Source organism: Dactylosporangium sp. NPDC051541 (assembly GCF_044454505.1).
In the GTDB taxonomy this organism is placed as follows: Bacteria; Actinomycetota; Actinomycetes; order Mycobacteriales; family Micromonosporaceae; genus Dactylosporangium.
On sequence record NZ_JBITDU010000008.1, the window covers coordinates 321,644 to 339,271 of the forward strand.

A 17,628-nucleotide genomic window follows, 5' to 3' on the forward strand; every position below is an offset into this window, starting at 1 on the left:
CGCGGCCCGGTCATGAGCGGCCTACCGGCAGCCGACCGCGCTGAGGTACACCTGCCAGTTGTGCCAGGGCCTCCTCTTGAGCGTGACGTCGAACCAGACGCCGCGGCCCGGGCAGCGGTCGTACTTCTTGTCGAGCACGTCGTGCAGGATCCACAGGAACCCGGCGATGGCGGCCAAGGCCACCGCGGCGACGAATCCCTGCGGCGTCCCGACTGCCCCGGTGAGCAGCAGTCCCGCCACGATGCCGGCGTACATTCCCGCCGCCCACCCGAGCGCCGAGATGCCCGCGACCACCACCGTGTCGGAGATGTAGCAGCGCATCACCAGTCGCCAAGTTGTGCGGAGGGGGACCTTGAAGGGTGAGCCCCGGCTCATCATCCGCTTGCGGCACGCCGCCTCGCCCGCGGTGTCGGTGCAGTTGACGGCATCGCCGTTGCAGTAGTCGTAGGCGCTCGCGCTGCCGCCGGGGACCGGATCGACGCTGAGGAACCGGCCCAGCCCGGGCGAGTAGAGCCGGGCCCCCATGAGGATGGTGTCCCCCAGGGCGTCACCGGAGCGCTGCTTGCCGCCCAGCCACCCGTACCGCCGGTCGGAGCCCGCGTTCTCCGGCGCCCCGAACTCGTCGTAGGAGTACACCTCCGGGCTCGTCAGGGCCGTGTCCACGGTCATCGCCACGTCGCCGTGCAGGTTCGTCAGCTGCAGGCGGACCCCGCCGGCCGCGGCCGTGGTCGCGATCAGGTTGCCGTCCGGGCCGGACACGTTGCGGGTGATCAAGATGTGTTCGACGTCGTCGACGGTCCAGCGCGGGTTGTCGGAGTCGTCGCCGTAGTGGTTGAGCCGGGAAGCCGCGTTGGCCCAGCCGCCACCGGTCAGGTTCGCGACGGTGTAGCCGCGATACCGGCGGCCGGGGTCGAGGGTCCACGTCTGCCTGGTCGTGTCGAGCACCTGGCTCGCGACCCGGTCGTTGGTGAAGTAGGTCCCGGTCAGACCGGTCGGCAGGACGGTGATCCGGCCGAACGCGTCGAAGCCGTATCCGGCGTCCGCGACCCGGTCGGCCGAGTCATAGGTGTAGGTCTGCGTGTCCTCCAGGTTGCCGGCCTTGCAGCCGCCGGAGCCGGGCGCGTAGGCCGTCCGCGACGTGCGGTTGGTGGCGGCGTCGTAACCGTAGCCGCGGACCGCGCAGGCGGTGCCGGTCAGCTGGCTGACGCCGGTGAGCCGGCCGGCGCTGTCGTAGCCGTAGGTCCGGGACCCGCCGGTGTAGGTCTGGTCGACCCACTGGCCGGCGCTGTTGGACGTCACGGTCTCGGCGTAGATCACGGTGCCGTCGCTGTCGCGCTTGTAGACCCGGCCGATCGGGTCGGCGTTGGCGTCGAGGGTGTCGGTGCGGGTGATGCCGCCCGGGTACCGCACCTCGGTGAGCTGCCCGCCCGGGGCGTACTTCGCGGTGAACGTCCCGGCGATCGAGTCGGTCATCGACGTCAGCAGGCCGCGCGGTTCGGCTGTGCCGTCGTAGGCATAGGTGGTCCAGCCGACGTTGTCGGAGATCTTGGTCGGCCGGCCGTAGCGGTCGTACTCGCGGGTCGTGACCCCGCCGTCGGCGTCGGTGTACTTGACGAGCCGGCCGAGCTGGTCGTATTCGCGGGTGACGACCGTGGTCCCGGCCGTGGTCCGCCACGGCAGCCCGGTGGCCGGGTCGTAGTCCAGGGTGGTCGCCGCCAGCGGGGCGGACCCGTCGTCGGCGGTGAGCGTCGATCCGGTGAGCAGGCCGGCGGTGGAGAAGACGGCGGTGGTCCGGCGGGTCTTGCCGGCCGAGGTCTCCGCCAGGCTGCTCGGCTGCAGATACCGGCTGTAGGCCTCGACGCGTTTCACCGGCAGGGTGGTGGTGGCGCGGGCCGGATCGTGGCCGGTGACCGCGCCGGCCGCCCGCATCAGGCAGGTCTGCCCGGCCCACTCCGGCCGGTTGCCGCAGGCCGCGTCGGTGTCGTTGGCGCCGGCCGTGTAGGCGAGGATGACCGTCGCCCGGGCGTCGGTGCCGTCGGAGCCCGGCCCCCACGCCCTGGTCACCCGGCCCGCGCTGTCGAAGGCCGTGTATTGGGTGCCGGCCTCGGTGGTCGTCGAGGTGGCCTTGCCCAGCACCCAGCCGGACACGCCGCCGCCGACCTCGGCGTAGCCGGTGCGGGTGACGTGTACGTCGGCATCGGGGTAGCCGGCGACCGCGCCGCCGACCCGCCTGGTGGTCTCCAGGTGATAGGTGTCCCCGTCCGGCCGGCCCTCGTCGTAGGCGAAGGTGGTGTGGGCCCGGCCGACGACCTTGGTCCCGGGCGGCAAGGTGGGCAGCGCGCCGGTCGGGTCGGTGAGGGGGTGTTCCAGGGCCAGTTTCGCCACCGGGCCGGTGGTGTCGAGCAGGTCGAGGCCGTCGGCGCTGTAGCGGCTGACGGTGGCCAGTTGGGCGGCGCGCTGGGCCGGGTCGGCCGGGAGGTTGAGGGCCGTGGCCCGGGCGGTCGCGTCGGGCCGGAGGCCCAGGGCGAGTTCGCGGTTCGTGGCCTCCAGGGTCCACACGACGTTGCCGTACTGGTCGTAGGCCTGGCTGTCGATGTGGCCGCCGGGGGTCGCGGTGTTGACCGTCTGGCCCGACGCGTTGAGGTAGGTGACGGTGACCAGGCCGTTGTCGCGGTCGATGGCGGTGGCGTCGGTGGGGAGGTCCTTCTGGCCCCAGGTGGCGATCGCGGCGGCGTTGAGGTCGTTGGGGCCGCCGGCGGACCTGGTCAGCGGCACCCGGTAGCCCATGGAGATCGCTGTTTCGCCGTCCAGCTGGCTCTTCGTGCCGGTCACGAGCGCCGCCCGGCGGACCTTCTGGAGCCGCCCGGGGTTGTCGTCGCCGGTGACGGCGGCGAAGTCGAACGACCACGGCTGCTGGCCCGGCACGCCGGCCTTGGTGACATGCCCGGCGCTGTCGTACTCGTACGTCGACTTCAGCACCGGGGAGCGCCGCGCGTCCCAGACCTCGCGCAGGCGGCCCTGGTTGTCGTAGGCGTAGCGGGCCACCTCGACCGCGGACTCGACGCCCGCGACCGGGTCCCAGGACCAGATCTTCACCGCCCGGACCTGGCTGTCGTAGTCACCGAACGCGGTCGCGGTGGCCGTCGTCTGGTGCGCGTAGTCGTATTCGAGGACCTGGCAGCCGCGGGCCGGGGTGTCGGCGCCGCAGTCGCCGATGCCCGGTTCGGTGGCGGTGACGACCCGGAAGATGCGGGTGTGGTCGTCCCGGTTGTCGTAGAGGTAGCGGATCGTGGAGTCGGCGTCCGCGGTCCGGGTGTCCGACACCTGGTACCACCCGCCGTTCCAGGTGAACCGGTCGACCGTACCGTCGATGTCCCGCAGTTCGAACACGTCGCCGGAGATCCGCACCAGCTCGAGGCTCTCGGCGCCCGGCTCCGGGAAGTAGGCCCCGGAGGTGCTGCGGCCGAACGTGAGGTAGTCGCCGCTGTTGGTGGTGACCTTGGCCAGGTCGGGGCTGGGGAACGTCAGCGATCGATACTCGCCGCCGGTCAGGCTGCCCTCCACGCCGCCGCTCCACTGGGGGCCGAACGGCGCCGCCAGCTCCTGCAGGGACACGTTGTCGAAGTAGACGGGCCGGCCCGACCCGATCGGCATGCCGTTGTAGAGGCGGAACGAGGCGTCGACGGCGTTGTCCGGCAGCGCCATGTCGACGGTGAGCTCCTGCCAGCCGTCGACCCAGCTCGCCTTGGCCGAGGCGACCTCGTGGTAGACGCCCGAGGTGTCCTTGTAGAGCCCGACGATCCGCTGGCCCCGGGCCGAGCTCGGGCTGAGGCCGGTCGTGGCCGGGACGTAGATCCAGGCGGTCGTCCGGTAGCGGTGCCCGGCCCGCATGTTCTGGCGCATGGCCTCGCCGTTGTCGTCGCCGAGCGCCGCGTAGGTGTCGTTGCCGGTCAGACCGAGCCCGGCGCCCTCGGGGGTGATCTGCAGCGCGTCGGTGCTGGAGCCCTGGCCGCGGTCGGTGACCCGGGTCAGCCGGGACGTGTTGGAGGAGAACGGCCGCGGCTCGTCCAGGGGCGTCCACTCGGACCCGACCACGCCCTCGGTGGGCCAGCCGGCGCCGTCGCTGATGTTGCCCAGCAGCAGCGAGTCGGCCATCTCGACCAGGTCGGCCGGCCCGTCACCGGTGTAGTCGCCGATGATGGTGTTGTCCCACTTGGCCTGCGTCCAGCCGGAGCCGATCCACCCGTTGGGGCTGCTCCAGCCGCTGCCGGTGCTGACGAACCCGCGCAGGTTGCCGCCGGTCATGTGGACCAGGTCGGCGCGGCCGTCACCGGTGTAGTCGCCCAGCCGGACGTCGGTCCACATCGCCTGCGTCCAGCCGGAGCCGACCTGGACCTTCGTCGGCCAGCCGGAGCCGTTGCTGACGTAGCCCCACAGCATGCCGTTCTCCATCTCGACCAGGTCGGCCCGGCCGCCGCCGGTGTAGTCGCCGATCTTGACGTTGTCCCACTTCGCCTGGGTCCAGCCCTGCCCGATCGTCCCGACGGGCTGGTTCCAGCCGGCGCCGTTGCCGACGTAGCCGTAGAGGAAGCCGTTCTCCATGTACACCAGGTCGGCCTGACCGTCGCCGGTGTAGTCGCCGAGCCGGACGTTGTCCCACATCGCCTGGGTCCAGCCGGAGCCGACCTGCTCCTTCTCGGCCCAGCCGGTGCCGGTGGACTCGTAGCCGTAGAGGGTGCCGCCGTCCATCTCGACCAGGTCGGCCGCCCCGTCGCCGGTGTAGTCGCCCAGGCGGACGTTGTGCCACTTGCCGGTCGCCGCCACCGGGTTGCCGGTGACCTGCTGCTGGTTGCCGGTGAGGCGCTCGCCCTGCGGGGTCCAGCCGCCGCTGGGGTCGCGGGAGTTGGAGGTGCGGGTGACTTTCAGCCCGAACACGTCGACGTCGGTCGGCGCGAGCGAGTAGTCGCCGGTCAGGAGGTTGACAGAGCCAGGGCCGGCATCGGTACCGCTCGCGCCGTCTCCGTTCGGATCCACGGTGACGGTGATCCACTGTGTGGCGTAGCCGGGCTGGCCGGTCGCGTCCGGGTAGAGCGTGGCCCGGACCTGGGCCACGCCCCCGACGGTGCCGAGCGTGTCGACGGCGTCCCAGATGGCGTTGCCGCCGAGGTCGGAGAGGCGCACCGGGCTGGCCGTGACCGCCGACCCGTTGGCCTTGTGCAGGTTGGCGAGCGGGATGTCGTACTCCGTGCTCCCGGGCCCGCGCCGATACTGGAACGCCGCCCGGGTGTAGGTGCTGTCACCGGTGACGGCGAGCTTGGTGCGCTTGATGACGTTCGCGCCCGGCTCGGGCAGCGTCAGCCCGGCCCGGCCCACGTTGAACGCGTAGTTGCCGGCGTCGGACAGCTGCCCGGCCCGGTCCTTGGCCTGGACCGTCAGCGTCCGCCGGCCGTCCGCGGAGGGTGTGACCGGCACGGTGACCGGGCCGCCGGCGGTGACGGTGGTCGCCGCGGTGTCGGTGTCGAGCTGGTAGGTGAAGGCGACGACGTCGGTGTCGGCCGGCGCCGGCGTGAACGTGAACTGGCCGGCCTGCCCGTATCCGCCGTGCCCCCACGAGCTGTCGGTGGCGATCGACGGGTACACCGTCGCGGACACCAGCGGCACGCCCGGCTTCACCGTGTCGACGGTGAACTCGCACCAGGCCGAGTCGCCGGAGGCGTGCACGCCGTCGGTGGCCCGGACCCGCCACGCGTAGTTGCCGCCGTTGACGAACGCCCCGGCCGGGACCGTCACTCCCGGCACCGTGCTGGTCGCCACGCCGGTCAGGGTCTGGGTGCCGATGAGCGGGCCGCCGTCGGCGTAGCCCCATTCGAAGGTGACGTCGGTGGCGCCGGAGTCGGCGTCGGAGACGGTCGCCGTCAGCTTCGGGGTCGTCGAGGTGATCCACGGCCGGTCGGCGCCGCTGACGCAGCCCGACGTCGCCGGAGCGGTCGTGAGGTCGGCGATCTGCGGTGCGGCGTCGAAGTCGACGGTGATGTACGGGACCTGGGCCGCGCTCGCCGCCTGCAGCGAACGGACCTGCTTGAACCCGTTGGCGGCGGTCTCGTCGCCGGCGCGCAGGCCCATGTAGGCGACGGAGGCCCGGTCGTCGGCGGCGCGCTGCACGAAGGAGCGGACGTCGGCGGTGATCCAGCCGTCGTCGCAGCCGGAGCTGAAGCCCTTGGTCTGCGCCGAGGTGCCCTCGAGGGTGAGCATCGCCGGCCGGTTGGCCCAGGTGATCGGGTTGACGTAGGGCGCGGCGGTGTAGACGTTCCACTGGGCGGCGCTGCACGAGGCCGAGTACCAGTTCCACAGGTGCAGCGTCGAGGAGCGCACGTAGGCCCCGCTGAACTGCCCGGTCGGCCACTGCATGAACGCCTGCGCGACGTAGCCGTTGGCCTTGCCGAACTCGAGCTCGTTGGAGCCGGACCGGTCGATGGTGTTGTCGTCGCTGCGCACGAACGTGTCGCCGGACGGGCCGATGTCGACCACCGGGTCGATCGTGACCGGGAACCTGCGCCCGGGATCGTTGAGCCAGCCCTGGTCGGCGTCGAGCGCGAGCTGGGTGCCATCGGCCCGCGGCCGCATCGTGACCGGCTTCCCGGTGGCCGCGCCGCCCGCGTCCCACATCGTGGGGGTGGGGACCCGGCCGACAGTACCCCCGGAAGCGTTTTGGATTTTGAGAGAACCCTTGTCGTCGACCAGTTTGAGGCCCTTGCCGCGCAGCGGCAGCGTCACCGATGCGACGCGGGCCGCGGCCGCCCGGTCCTTGGCCACGAACGACTGCTCGAAGCCGGTCCGGGTCGCGGTCAGCACCAGGTCGACGCCGGGCCGGACCTCGGGGTAGGTGGCCGTGTCGCCGTTGAGCGCCGGCGCCGGCAGCGCCCCCGTCCACATCATGCTCAGCACGTCGCCGCCGGCGTCGACACTCGCCAGCGCGTGCTCGCCGGCATCCGACTTCCCGGCCAGCTTCAGGCCGCGCGGGTGCCCCACCGGTGCCACCGAACCGTCCGGCTGCGCACGGAGGGTCAGGTCGACCGGCTTCCAGACCTGGCCGCTGCGGTATCGCACGGGCCCGGCGTAGACCTCGCTGGAGTATCCGCCCTCAGGCAGCGCCCACAGCTGGGCCGTCTCCGAACGCGCACCGGACACGCCGACCTTCTTGTGGCACAGCCGCGCGGTGACGGACGCGGACACCATGTCGGCCCGCTCGTCCGGGCAGGTCGCGAGCGGCTTCACCGGCGCCGCCTGGGCCGTCCGCGCGGTGAGCGCCTGGATCAGGGTGACGGTCAGGACCAGCGGCAGCAACCACGCCAACGCACGAACCCATCGCATGCTCACTCCCCGTGGTCGATGGACTTGGCGTGGAGACTGCCGGGCCGGGAGTCCCGCCGTCGAGGGACACGAGTCCCGACTTCGCGCCCGAATCGAGGGTCATCGACCATTGAATTCGTATACGAAAATGGCGAGAGTGGACGCATGCGGGCACTGCGGCACCCACTCCTGCGTCCGGCGGCCATGCCCGGGCTGGGAGCGGTGATCCTCACGGTGGCCCTCACCGCCGGGACGATCGCGGTGATCTACGCCTCGCACCGGTCCGAGGCCCCCGCCGACGCCGCCGGCCGCTACGCCTATCTGCTGCTCGCGCCGCCCGTCGCGTTCGCCGGCGGCCTGATCGCCGCGCTCCGGCCCGGCAACGTCATCGGCGTGCTGATGACCATCGATGGTCTGGGGATCGCCGCCGACGAGTTCGTCACCGCCGTCTTCCGCGTCGGGCGGGAGTCGGGCCGGTCGACCGGCTTGGGCACCTGGTGGCTGGGCAACTGGCTGTGGACGGTCCCGATCGCGGTCCTGGTGCTGGTGATCCTGTTGTTCCCCACCGGACGGCTGCCCGGCCCGCGCTGGTGGCCGGTCGCGGGCGTGACCATCGGCTGGAGCTGCGGCCTGGTCCTGCTGGCCGCGCTCGGCGCCGGCCGCTACACCGGCCGGCCGCGGTTCCCCGGCGGGGCCGAGCCCGGCGACGTCGGGCCGACCCTGCACACCATCGTGCACTGGTGGTGGCTGCTCTTCCCGGCCGTGCTGGCGCTGGTCGCCGCCGCCTCCGTGGTGCGCTACCGCCGGGCCGCCGGCGAGGAGCGGGCCCAGCTGCGCTGGCTGGCCGCGGCGGCCGTGTGCAACGCCCTGCTGTGGACGCTCCCGCCGGTGCACGAGGTCGGCAGCTGGGCCCGGGCCGGCGCCAACCTGGCCCTGTGGCTGGTGCCGGCCGCGATCGCCGTGGCCGTGCTGCGCTACCGCCTCTACGACATCGACCGCATCATCAACCGGGCCGTCGTGTACGGCTCGCTCAGCATCGGCATCGGCGTGCTCTACGCGCTGCTGATGACCGCGTCCGCGGCGCTCGTCGACCCGCGCTCGTCGCTGGCCGCGGCCACCGTCGCCTCGGTCGCGGTGGCGGCGCTGTTCGCACCGCTGCGCGACCGGCTCCAGCGGGCCGTGGACCGGCTGCTGTACGGCCGCCGCAACGAACCCGGGCACGTCCTGTCCCAGCTGGGCCGGCGCCTCGAGTCGGCCCTGCCGCAGGAGGAGGTGCTGCCGGCCATCGTCGACACCGTCGCACAGGCCCTCCGCCTGCCGTACGCGGCGATCGAGCTGCGCCGCGACGGCGGCTACGAGCCCGTGTGCGTGCGCGGCACCCCGGCCGGCGCACCCGTCGAGTTCGACCTCTCCTACCAGGGCGACATCCTCGGCCGCCTGATCCTCGGCCCCCGCGCCCAGGGCGAGGTGTTCCCGCCCGCGGAGCTGGAGCTGATGCGCGACTTGGCCCGCCACGCCGGGGTCGCCGTGCACGCCGTCCACCTCACCGGCGACCTCCAGCGCTCCCGGGAACGCCTGGTCACCGCCCGCGAGGAGGAGCGCCTCCGGCTGCGCCGCGACCTGCACGACGGCCTCGGCGCCGCCCTCGCCGGCATCGCGTTCCGCCTCGACGCCACCGCCATCGTCATGCGCACCGACCCGGCCGACGCCGCCGAGCTGCTCAAGCAGGTCCGCGCCGACCTCGCCGGCGCCCTGAGCGAGATCCGCCAGCTGGTCGACGGCCTGCGCCCGCCCGAACTCGACGCGCTGGGCCTGGTCGAGGCGGTCCGCAGCAACGCGATGCGGCTGAGCGACATCTTCGAAGTACACGTGCCGGAGCCGCTGCCGCCACTGCCGGCCGCCGTGGAGGTCGCCGCCTACCGGATCGCGGCCGAGGCCGTGACGAACGTCCTGCGCCACTCCGGCGCCACCAGGTGCACGGTGACCCTGCGCCCGGGTGCCGGTCTGGAGCTCGACATCGAGGACGACGGCCGGGGCATCGCCACCACCCGGCCCGGCTTCGGCCTGCGCTCGATGCGCGAGCGGGCGGCCGAGCTGGGCGGCGAGTGCCGCATCGAACCCCGCGACCCGGGCCCCGGCACGCGCATCTCGGTCCGCCTGCCCCTGCCCGTCCCGGTCGGTGCCGCCGGATGACCCCGATCCGCGTCCTCGTCGCCGACGACCACCCGGTGTTCCGCGACGGCCTGTGCACACTGCTGCGCCTCTACGACGAGATGCGGGTCATCGCCACCGCCTCGACCGGCGAGGAGGCCGTCCGGCTGGCCGTCTCGGAGCGCCCCGACGTGGTCCTGATGGACCTGCGGATGCCCGGCCGCGGCGGCGTGGAAGCAACGAGACGCATCCACGCGTCGGCCCCGGAAGTGAACGTGGTGGTACTGACCATGGTCGACGACGACGAGACGATCTTCTCCGCCATCCGCGCCGGCGCCCGCGGCTACCTGCACAAGGAGTCCTCGGCCGACGACGTCCGCCGAGCCGTCCGAGCCGCCGCCAACGGCGACGCCATCTTCGGCGCCCGCATCGCCCACCGCCTGGTCGAGTACTTCACCGCCGCCACCCCGCCGACCGTCCCCCCGCTCTTCCCGGAGCTCACCACCGGCGAGCGGGCGATGCTGGAACTGATGGCCGCCGGCCTGAGCAACGCGGAGATCGCCCGGCGGCTGAACCTGAGCCCGAAGACGGTCCGCAATCGCGCCTCGGCGATCGTCGGCAAACTCCGCCTGCGCGACCGCGCGGAGGCGATCGCCCGCGCCCGCGACGCCGGGCTGGGCCAGCCGCACTGAGCCTTCAGGGCGCCGGAGCCGTCCAGGCCCGGGATGCTGTACCCGCCGGGTGACGAGGGAGCGGACGGCTGGGAACCGTCACAAGTTGACAACTGGGCTCCATCCCCCGGTAGGTGCGGTACGGTATCGCGCGTACCACTCCTGATCACCTCCGGTGAGGGATGGGCTCTGCCGTTGCCGCGCGCATTTGCGTCGAAGCCGCTCCTGGTCGCGGGCGTGTCCGTGGCCGTGGTCGTCGGGCTGGGCGGCTCCGGGCTGCTGTCGCCGTGGTGGTCGCAGTTCGTCGACGATCTCGGGCAGTTCGGGGCCGGGCTCGCCGCGACCCTCGCGTGCTGGATCACGGCGCCGCGGCGGGCGGGGGCGCAGCGGCGGTGGCGGCTCTGGATGGGCGCGGCCGCGTTCGGGTGGACGATCGGGCAGTGCATCTGGAGTTGGTACCAGCTGTTCGCCGACGACGCCCTGCCGTCCCCGTCCGCGGCTGACGCCGGCTACCTGACCCTGCCGGTCTTCGCGCTCCCGGCGGTGATCTCCCTCGCGGCCGCGCGGCCGGCCGTGGAGGGGCCCCGGCGCCGGCCCGGGCAGCTGGTCATGGTGCTCGACGGGCTGATCGTGGTCGGGGCGCTGTTCGTGCTCACGTGGGCCACGACGCTCGGCTCGGTCGTGCACGCGGGCGCGCCGAACGGGTTCGCGTTCCTCGTCGCCATCGCCTACCCGGTGACGGACCTTGTGCTGACCGTCATCGTCATCCTGCTCGTGGCCGGGTCCGCGGCCGAGAACCGGGCGCAGCTGACGATCCTCGGCGGCGGGCTGCTGTCCCTGTCGTTGTCGGACAGCATCTTCGCGTACCTCGTGTCGAAGGGGGCCAGCAGCATGCCCCCGCTGGCCGACGCCGGGTTCACGGCCGGCATGGCCCTGGTCGCCGTGGCCGCGCTGGCACCGCTCCCGCGCGCCGGCGAACCCCGGGCCGCCGTTGCGGTGCGGCGGGGGCGGTGGGTGCACCTCATGCTGCCGTACGTGCCCGTCGCCGGCACCGGTGTGCTGCTCATCGTCCAGCTGATCCGGGGCATCCGGATGGACGGCGTCGAGATCGCCGTCGAGACCGCGGTGATCTCCCTGCTGATCATCCGGCAGGCGGTGACGCTCATCGAGAACGCGGTACTGCTGGACCGCCTCTCCGACAGCCGGGCCCGCCTCACCCATCAGGCGTTCCACGACGCGCTCACCGGCCTGTCCAACCGGGTCCTCTTCCACGACCGGCTCGAGCACGCGCTGGCCCTGCACCACCGCGACGGCCACCAGGTCGCCGTGCTCTTCTGCGACCTCGACGACTTCAAGGCCGTCAACGACCGCTACGGCCACCACGCCGGTGACCGGCTGCTGCGCCAGGTCGCGGGCCGGCTGCGGGACTCGGTCCGCGACACCGACACGGTCGCGCGGGTCGGCGGCGACGAGTTCGCGATCCTCCTCGAGGGCGGCGGCGACCCCGGCGAGCCGGCCGAGCGGATCATGGCCGCCATCGCCCGGCCGTTCGACCTCGACGGTGCCGCGGACGCGTCGGACGTGCGGGTCGGTGTCAGCATCGGCCTGGTGCAGGCCGGCGAGCACGGGCCGGCCGGGACCGCGGACGCGCTGCTGCGCCGGGCCGACGCCGCCATGTACGCGGGGAAGCGGCGCGGCAAGGGGACGCTGGTGCGATACCGGATCGACCTGCCGGACGGGACGGGGAGCTCCGATCTGGCCGCCGCCCTCGCGGCCACCCTGCGTGACGGGGCCGGGCTCGACGTGCACTACCAGCCGATCGTCGAGCTTGCCGACGGTACCGTCGCCGCCGTCGAGGCCCTCGCCCGCTGGACCCACCCGACCCTCGGCCCGATCGCCGCCGACGTGTTCGTCGCGACCGCCGAGGAGCTGGGCCTGATCCGGCTCGTCGACGACTTCGTGCTCGACCGGGCCTGCCGGGACGCGGCCGCCTTCCGCGGCCCGTGGGCCGGGATCGCCGTGCACGTCAACACCTCCGCCGCCCGCCTGGGCCGGCCCGAGCACGAGGAGACGGTCCGCGACGCCGTCCACCGCCACGGCCTCGCACCGCACCGCCTGGTCCTGGAGCTGACCGAGCACGTGCCGCTGCCCGACGTGGCCGCCGCCGCCTGGTCCGTGCACCGCCTGCGCCGCTTCGGGGTCCGCTTCGCCCTGGACGACTTCGGCACCGGCTACAACGCCCTGGCCTACCTGCACGCCCTGCCCGCCGACGAGGTGAAACTGGACCGCAGCTTCACCGCCGCCGACGGGCGCAGCGAGGCCATCTGCCGCTCGATCGTGCAGATCTGCGCCGGCATGGGCGTCACCGTCGTCGCCGAGGGCATCGAGACCGACGAGCAGGCGGCGGCGATGGCCGCGCTCGGCTGCCGCTACGGCCAGGGCCACCGGTACGGCGCGTCCGGCCCCCTGGCCAAGGTCGCGCCGCCCGGCGTCCTGGACCCGGCTACCCCGCCGCGGCGAGACGCTCCATCTCACGCATGACCGCCTCGGCCGTGTCCGGGGCGAGCTGTTCGGCGTCGAGGTACACGCTCAGTCGCAGCGTCCCCGGCACGTCATCGACGTGCACGAACAGCGGCTCGAACGACGGCGCGTCCTGAGCCGTCACCCACCGCAACGCCGACTCACCCGGCTCGATCGGATCGTCCCGTGACGGCCCGCGCCGGTCGTTGAAATAACAACCCAGCTCCATTCGTACCCCACGCTCGGCCTCGATCCGGGCGACGAGCCGCTCCATGCCGGTGTGGTGGAAGTACGCGTACTTGTAGGCCGCCGTCGTCACCCGCCGCGCGTTGTGCAACACGCCGGCGAAGTCGGAGCCGGCCCCGGGCACGCTCAGCAGGCCGGCCTGGGCGAGCGTGCACACCACGTCGGCGAGCCCGGGCCGGAACCGGTTGCTCACCATCGGCCGGATGACGACGGGATCGGCGCCGGTCACGGCGTTGAGGGCACCGGCGAAAGCGGCCAGGAGCACCGTGGAACTGTCGAGTCCGGTGGCGGCCGCCCATTTCCGGGCCGCGATTCCCAGATTCGGCGAGGTGTACTCCCCGTGCCAGTACCGCGGCCGCGCGACCTCGGCCGGCCTGGGAAACCGCTCTGGTGAGACGGTCCGCAGAATGTTCTCCCAGTATCGCTGCGCGGCCGCGTTGTGCCGCCGGCCGGCCGGAGACGCCTGCCAGTGCGCCTGCGCGAGCGGCTGCAACCCATCCACGGGCGTCTCCGTGCGCGCGGCGACCTCCCGCAGCATCGTCATAGCGCCGGCCGCGTCGGTCACGAAATGGGAGATGAGCACCACCATGTGCGTGAGCGTGTCCCGCTGGGTGACGACGGCCATGCTGATGGGCCATTCGGTGCTGAAGTCGAGCTGCCGCGCCCGCCACTCGTCGGCCAGCCGCTCGGCAACGGTCTGCGGATTCGCCTCGCCGGCGTCGACGATCCGCAGATCGATTGTTCCGCATCGGTACAGCACCTGCGTCGGCGTCCCCGAGGCGTCGAACCGCAGCCGGGTCCGCATCGGCTCGTACCGGGTCATCAGATACCGCAGCTCGGCCGCGATCTCGTCCAGGGAAGTTCCCGGGGCGAGCGGTTTCACGCCACCTAACGGAAGCCACGTGCCCTGCTTGACGATCGCGGACCAGTTCTCCAGCTGGCCCCACGACAACGGCCCCTCGCCCGCACTCTCGGCCTCGAACCCGACGCTGACTCGATCCGGCGCAGCAGACATCCCGCCGGCCCTCCCATCCTCGTTAGACGGCAGTGCACGGCCTCCCGGTCCGGCCTGCGGCAGCGCATGGCGGGGCCGGGGCGGCCTGCGGAACGTGGCGGGTCGCGGCAGGACGCATCGGCGTTCGTCGTCGAAGCGTACGGACGTCGATCCCCGTTGACCATGCGCCGGACGTACGATTGCGGCCCCTAGTTGATCTTCGACCAGCTGTCGTAGTCGTGGACGGCGATACCCTGATACGTGGCGTACGTCCGCGCGCCCGCGTCGATCGCCGCGAGCTGCTGCCGCAGCGCGGACTGGGAGCGGCCGGCGAACGTGCAGTAGGAGCACTCGGCCGACGGCTGCGTCTCCGCCGCGAGCCGGATCGGCGTGCGGCTGCGCTGGGCCCGGGTCAGCAGGTCGGCGCCGACGGCGAGGACGGCGGCGCCACTGTCCCGATACGACATGACGGTGACCGCGCTGACCCGCTGCATGACCGCCTCGGCCAGGTTCTGCGACCCGGCCTTGATCGTGGCGAGCCAGAACGGGATGTCGGCCTCGAGCGGCTCCGGCCCCGCCTTGCGCACGGCGTCGAGCATGCCCAGGAAGCTCGCGGCGATACGCTGCTGGTCCGGCCCCCAGTTCGGCAGCAGGTACGGCTCGACGTCCAGGTGCACCCCGTCGAACAGCCGCAACGCGCTGACCCGCTGCCGCCACGCGACGGCGTCCTGCGGATGCACGGCCCAGGTCGGGTCCCCGCCGAGCGCCGACAACCGGATGCCGGCCGCTTTCGTGCGGGCCCGCAGCTCCTTGAGCCGACTCGTGTCGGCGGTCGACGGCAGCCACGGTACCGCCGCGAAGATCTCTTTGATGTTTTGCTTGTCGGCCCAGCTCACGACGGCCGCCGGACTCGCCGGCGACCACAGCCACATGGCCCGCTCCGCACTCCGCTTCGGCACCGGGTCGACGGCCGCACCGGCCGCCCCGGCCGGCACCAGCGCCGCCGCCGCCGACATCGCCGCCACCATCATCACAAATGTACGTGTCACGCCCACGTTCCGGAGCATGCCCGCCTCTGGTTGCACCGGGGGTGCGGCGGTGCTGTAGAAAGGAAAGCCGTGCCAGACCGCCGCACCACCGACGCCCAGGCCGCCCTCGACCAGGCCACCGGCCCCACCCCCCGGGACCTGGCCCAAGCCCTGGCCACCCACCGCGGCGGCAACACGGCCGGCTTATGGACCACCCCACCGCCCGCTACGCCCACACCACCGGCACCGGTCCAGTTCGACGCGGACACGGAGGCGGTGCTGGCGCGGGCGGCGGCGCTGCACGCGGACCACGTCGGCACGGAACACCTCCTGGCCGCCCTCGTCCACTCCACCCACCCCGACGTGGTCACGTGGCTGGCCGAGCAGGGCGCCACCGCCGAGGCCGTCGACCAGCTGCTCGCCAACCTCAACGGCGGCCTGGGCGTCGAGTCCCTCCCGGGCGAGCCGCTCGTGTCCGGCGCGCCGGCCGGCAAGAAGCCGCGGTCCCTGTCACCGGCCTGGACCATCGCCATCACCGTCGTCGTAGTGATCGTCGTCTTCGTCCTGTGCGTGTGGGGCCCGTAGGCGCCGCGTCTTTGCCCCCGGCGGTGAGAGCGGCCGCAGCCAGGCGGCGCAGGATGTTGATCAACGCGCGACGTTCCGCCGAACCGGCCGCACCGGAAGGCGCCGAGATCGATGTGGAGGCGGCGACAGAGGCGGCGCGGCAGTGGCGGCGCCGGTCCCTGGTCCCCGGTCGGTGAAGGTCACCGTCCGAGGTGGACCGTCGCGATCGAGATGCCTGACAGTCTCGCCGGGGCTCGGGTTGCGGCCAGCCCCCATCGCGGCGGACTCCGGATACAGCGAAGGCGGCCCATTCCGGGCCGCCTCGACAAACGTTGCTCGCCTACCGTGAAGTCATCTCAGCAAAACTCCGCCAGGTAGCGGTGTTCGAAGTGGGTCAGGATGAGCGCGGCGTTGACGAATTCGGTGACTCCGGTGGGGCTGGTTATCGATGGTGAGTGGTTTGCCGTTTCGGTTGCGATGCGGCCCAGTACAGGGCGCCGAGTACGTCGTGTTCGCGGGCGACGCTCAGGTCGTGGCGGTGTCCGGGTGAGACCGGTGCGGGCCCAGCCGTCGGCGGCGACCCGGCGCAGCGCGTCGTGCAGGTCCGGGGCGGTGGCGGCCAGGACTACGGTGACCTCGTCGCGGTGTGGTAGTCAGTGGCCCGGGACACCCCGTACCCGGCGGCGGGCAGGGTGAGGTGTTCCCGTTCGCCGGACCAGACCAGGCCCGACAGGGCGTGGTACCAGCAGGTCAAGGCCCTGGTTCCGGTGCGGGTGCCGCGGGCACGCCGATCAGCGCGGAGAAAACCGGCGGCGTGACGGACCAGTTCCCGTGGGACGTCGAGCATGGCACGGTAGGCAAGCACGTGGAATCCTCACCGTAGAGCGGATGTCTTGTGGTGAGCACTGCCTACCGAGGACTCCACGCGCCTGACCCTTACTGTCCAGACAGGACAGCAATGTGCGTGTCGCCCCAAACGATGTATGTACGCTGCTGAGATCAGCTCACTGAGGTGTTCGCCACCACCGTATGACAACCACCAACCGAAATCATTCCCCCGCCGAAGGCGCCACGAATAGCGCCCACCGAAACATGACCACAACGGACCGAGCACCGACAGACGAACCGCAACCAACAAACCGCGGTCAAACTACGGTCCGGACCACGCTACCCGGTAGTTCCCATCGGCCGAGCCCACAACGCGGTGCCCCTCCAACCGGCACCTGGTGAACCTGGCCACCCACGAGCGCGACACCCGGCGAACAACCGGACGCGCCGACCGCGACGGGCCATGATGCACCGGGCCGGTCCGCTCACCAAATTCCGGCTCAGCGGCGCCGGCGTCCGCAATAACAGCGGCATCAAGCGTCGGGGTCGCCGTGGGCTCTTCGACCTGCTCCTGCGGCTCGACGGCCTCCGACCCGACGGCTTCCGATCCGATGGCCTCCGGCTCGACGGCCTGCTCCGGCGACCCGACGGCCTGCGGCTCGACGGCCTGCGGCTCGACGGCCTGCGGCTCGACGGCCTGCGGCTCGACGGCCTGCGCAAGCCGGGCCGCCCGGGCCTGGAGCCACTCCTCCTTGGTCACCGGCACATTGTCGCCATAGATCCGGCGGAGCTTGGCGGCGTGGCGTTGTTCAAGTCCCTAGTCGCGTTGTTTCCGATGCACACGGCGAAACGCTTCCACCATCGGGCTGTATTTCCGCGACCGGGTCCGATCACGCATCGTCGCCGTTTCGCTTTTGCCGAATAGGCTCATCTGCCCCCGCATGAATCCATTATCGCAAACCCGGAGATCACCCGCACTACCCATTTTCTTCACGTGATCGCAACGAAGAATGGCCCTTCCCCAGGGTCGGCACGGGCATCGCGGCCGTATCGGGCGGTGCTGGAGTTGGGCGTGGGCGTGGAGCCATCGACAGGCCGGTTCTTGCGACGGAATCGGTCGAACGAGACGGCTCGACCCGGCGACGGCCGCCCCCTCGCCGGCCACCGGCGGACGCTACGCCACACCACCGCCAGGCCCCCGCGCACCCGGCGACATCGTCACCGTTGCGCTCCGTCTGACCCACTTCGAATACCGATACCCACCGCAATCTTGCGG

The 17,628-nt window shown here is 72.3% G+C and carries 9 protein-coding genes; 5 read left to right on the forward strand and 4 right to left on the reverse strand.

The window, feature by feature from the left end:
• Positions 1 to 21 precede the first annotated feature (21 nt).
• Positions 22 to 7,371: a DNRLRE domain-containing protein gene (locus ACIA8L_RS33245; RefSeq protein WP_395910617.1), complete on the reverse strand. Its 7,350-nt coding sequence runs from the start codon at positions 7,369 to 7,371 to the stop codon at positions 22 to 24.
• A gap of 144 nt (positions 7,372 to 7,515) precedes the next feature.
• Between ACIA8L_RS33245 and ACIA8L_RS33250 the strand changes: the two genes are divergently transcribed.
• The 3 genes from ACIA8L_RS33250 to ACIA8L_RS33260 all read left to right on the forward strand — a co-directional run bounded on the left by ACIA8L_RS33250 (position 7,516) and on the right by ACIA8L_RS33260 (position 12,713).
• On the forward strand, positions 7,516 to 9,543 hold the full coding sequence (locus tag ACIA8L_RS33250) for a sensor histidine kinase (protein WP_395910619.1): 2,028 nt from the start codon (positions 7,516 to 7,518) through the stop codon (positions 9,541 to 9,543).
• Positions 9,540 to 10,193, forward strand: coding sequence for a response regulator (locus ACIA8L_RS33255; protein WP_395910621.1), 654 nt, complete (start codon positions 9,540 to 9,542; stop codon positions 10,191 to 10,193). Before ACIA8L_RS33250 ends, ACIA8L_RS33255 begins: the two co-directional genes overlap by 4 nt.
• Before the next feature lie 174 nt (positions 10,194 to 10,367).
• The gene (locus tag ACIA8L_RS33260; RefSeq protein ID WP_395910622.1) at positions 10,368 to 12,713 is read left to right on the forward strand and encodes a putative bifunctional diguanylate cyclase/phosphodiesterase; all 2,346 of its coding nucleotides are present in this window, start codon (positions 10,368 to 10,370) and stop codon (positions 12,711 to 12,713) included.
• Here the strand turns inward: ACIA8L_RS33260 and ACIA8L_RS33265 are convergent.
• Both ACIA8L_RS33265 and ACIA8L_RS33270 read right to left on the reverse strand, forming a co-directional pair.
• Positions 12,676 to 13,953, reverse strand: a complete 1,278-nt coding sequence (locus ACIA8L_RS33265) for a condensation domain-containing protein (RefSeq protein WP_395910624.1) — start codon at positions 13,951 to 13,953, stop codon at positions 12,676 to 12,678. The genes ACIA8L_RS33260 and ACIA8L_RS33265 overlap by 38 nt on opposite strands.
• A gap of 188 nt (positions 13,954 to 14,141) precedes the next feature.
• Positions 14,142 to 14,987 carry a hypothetical protein gene (locus ACIA8L_RS33270; RefSeq protein ID WP_395910626.1) on the reverse strand — a complete coding sequence of 282 codons (846 nt, stop codon included), beginning with the start codon at positions 14,985 to 14,987 and terminating at the stop codon, positions 14,142 to 14,144.
• Positions 14,988 to 15,050: 63 nt separating this feature from the next.
• Between ACIA8L_RS33270 and ACIA8L_RS33275 the strand changes: the two genes are divergently transcribed.
• The gene (locus tag ACIA8L_RS33275) at positions 15,051 to 15,545 is read left to right on the forward strand and encodes a hypothetical protein (RefSeq protein ID WP_395910627.1); all 495 of its coding nucleotides are present in this window, start codon (positions 15,051 to 15,053) and stop codon (positions 15,543 to 15,545) included.
• A gap of 604 nt (positions 15,546 to 16,149) precedes the next feature.
• Here the strand turns inward: ACIA8L_RS33275 and ACIA8L_RS33280 are convergent.
• Positions 16,150 to 16,389: a hypothetical protein gene (locus ACIA8L_RS33280; protein ID WP_395910629.1), complete on the reverse strand. Its 240-nt coding sequence runs from the start codon at positions 16,387 to 16,389 to the stop codon at positions 16,150 to 16,152.
• A gap of 426 nt (positions 16,390 to 16,815) precedes the next feature.
• Here ACIA8L_RS33280 and ACIA8L_RS33285 point away from each other — a divergent pair, with 426 nt between their 5' ends.
• On the forward strand, positions 16,816 to 17,277 hold the full coding sequence (locus tag ACIA8L_RS33285) for a hypothetical protein (RefSeq protein ID WP_395910631.1): 462 nt from the start codon (positions 16,816 to 16,818) through the stop codon (positions 17,275 to 17,277).
• Positions 17,278 to 17,628 lie beyond the last annotated feature (351 nt).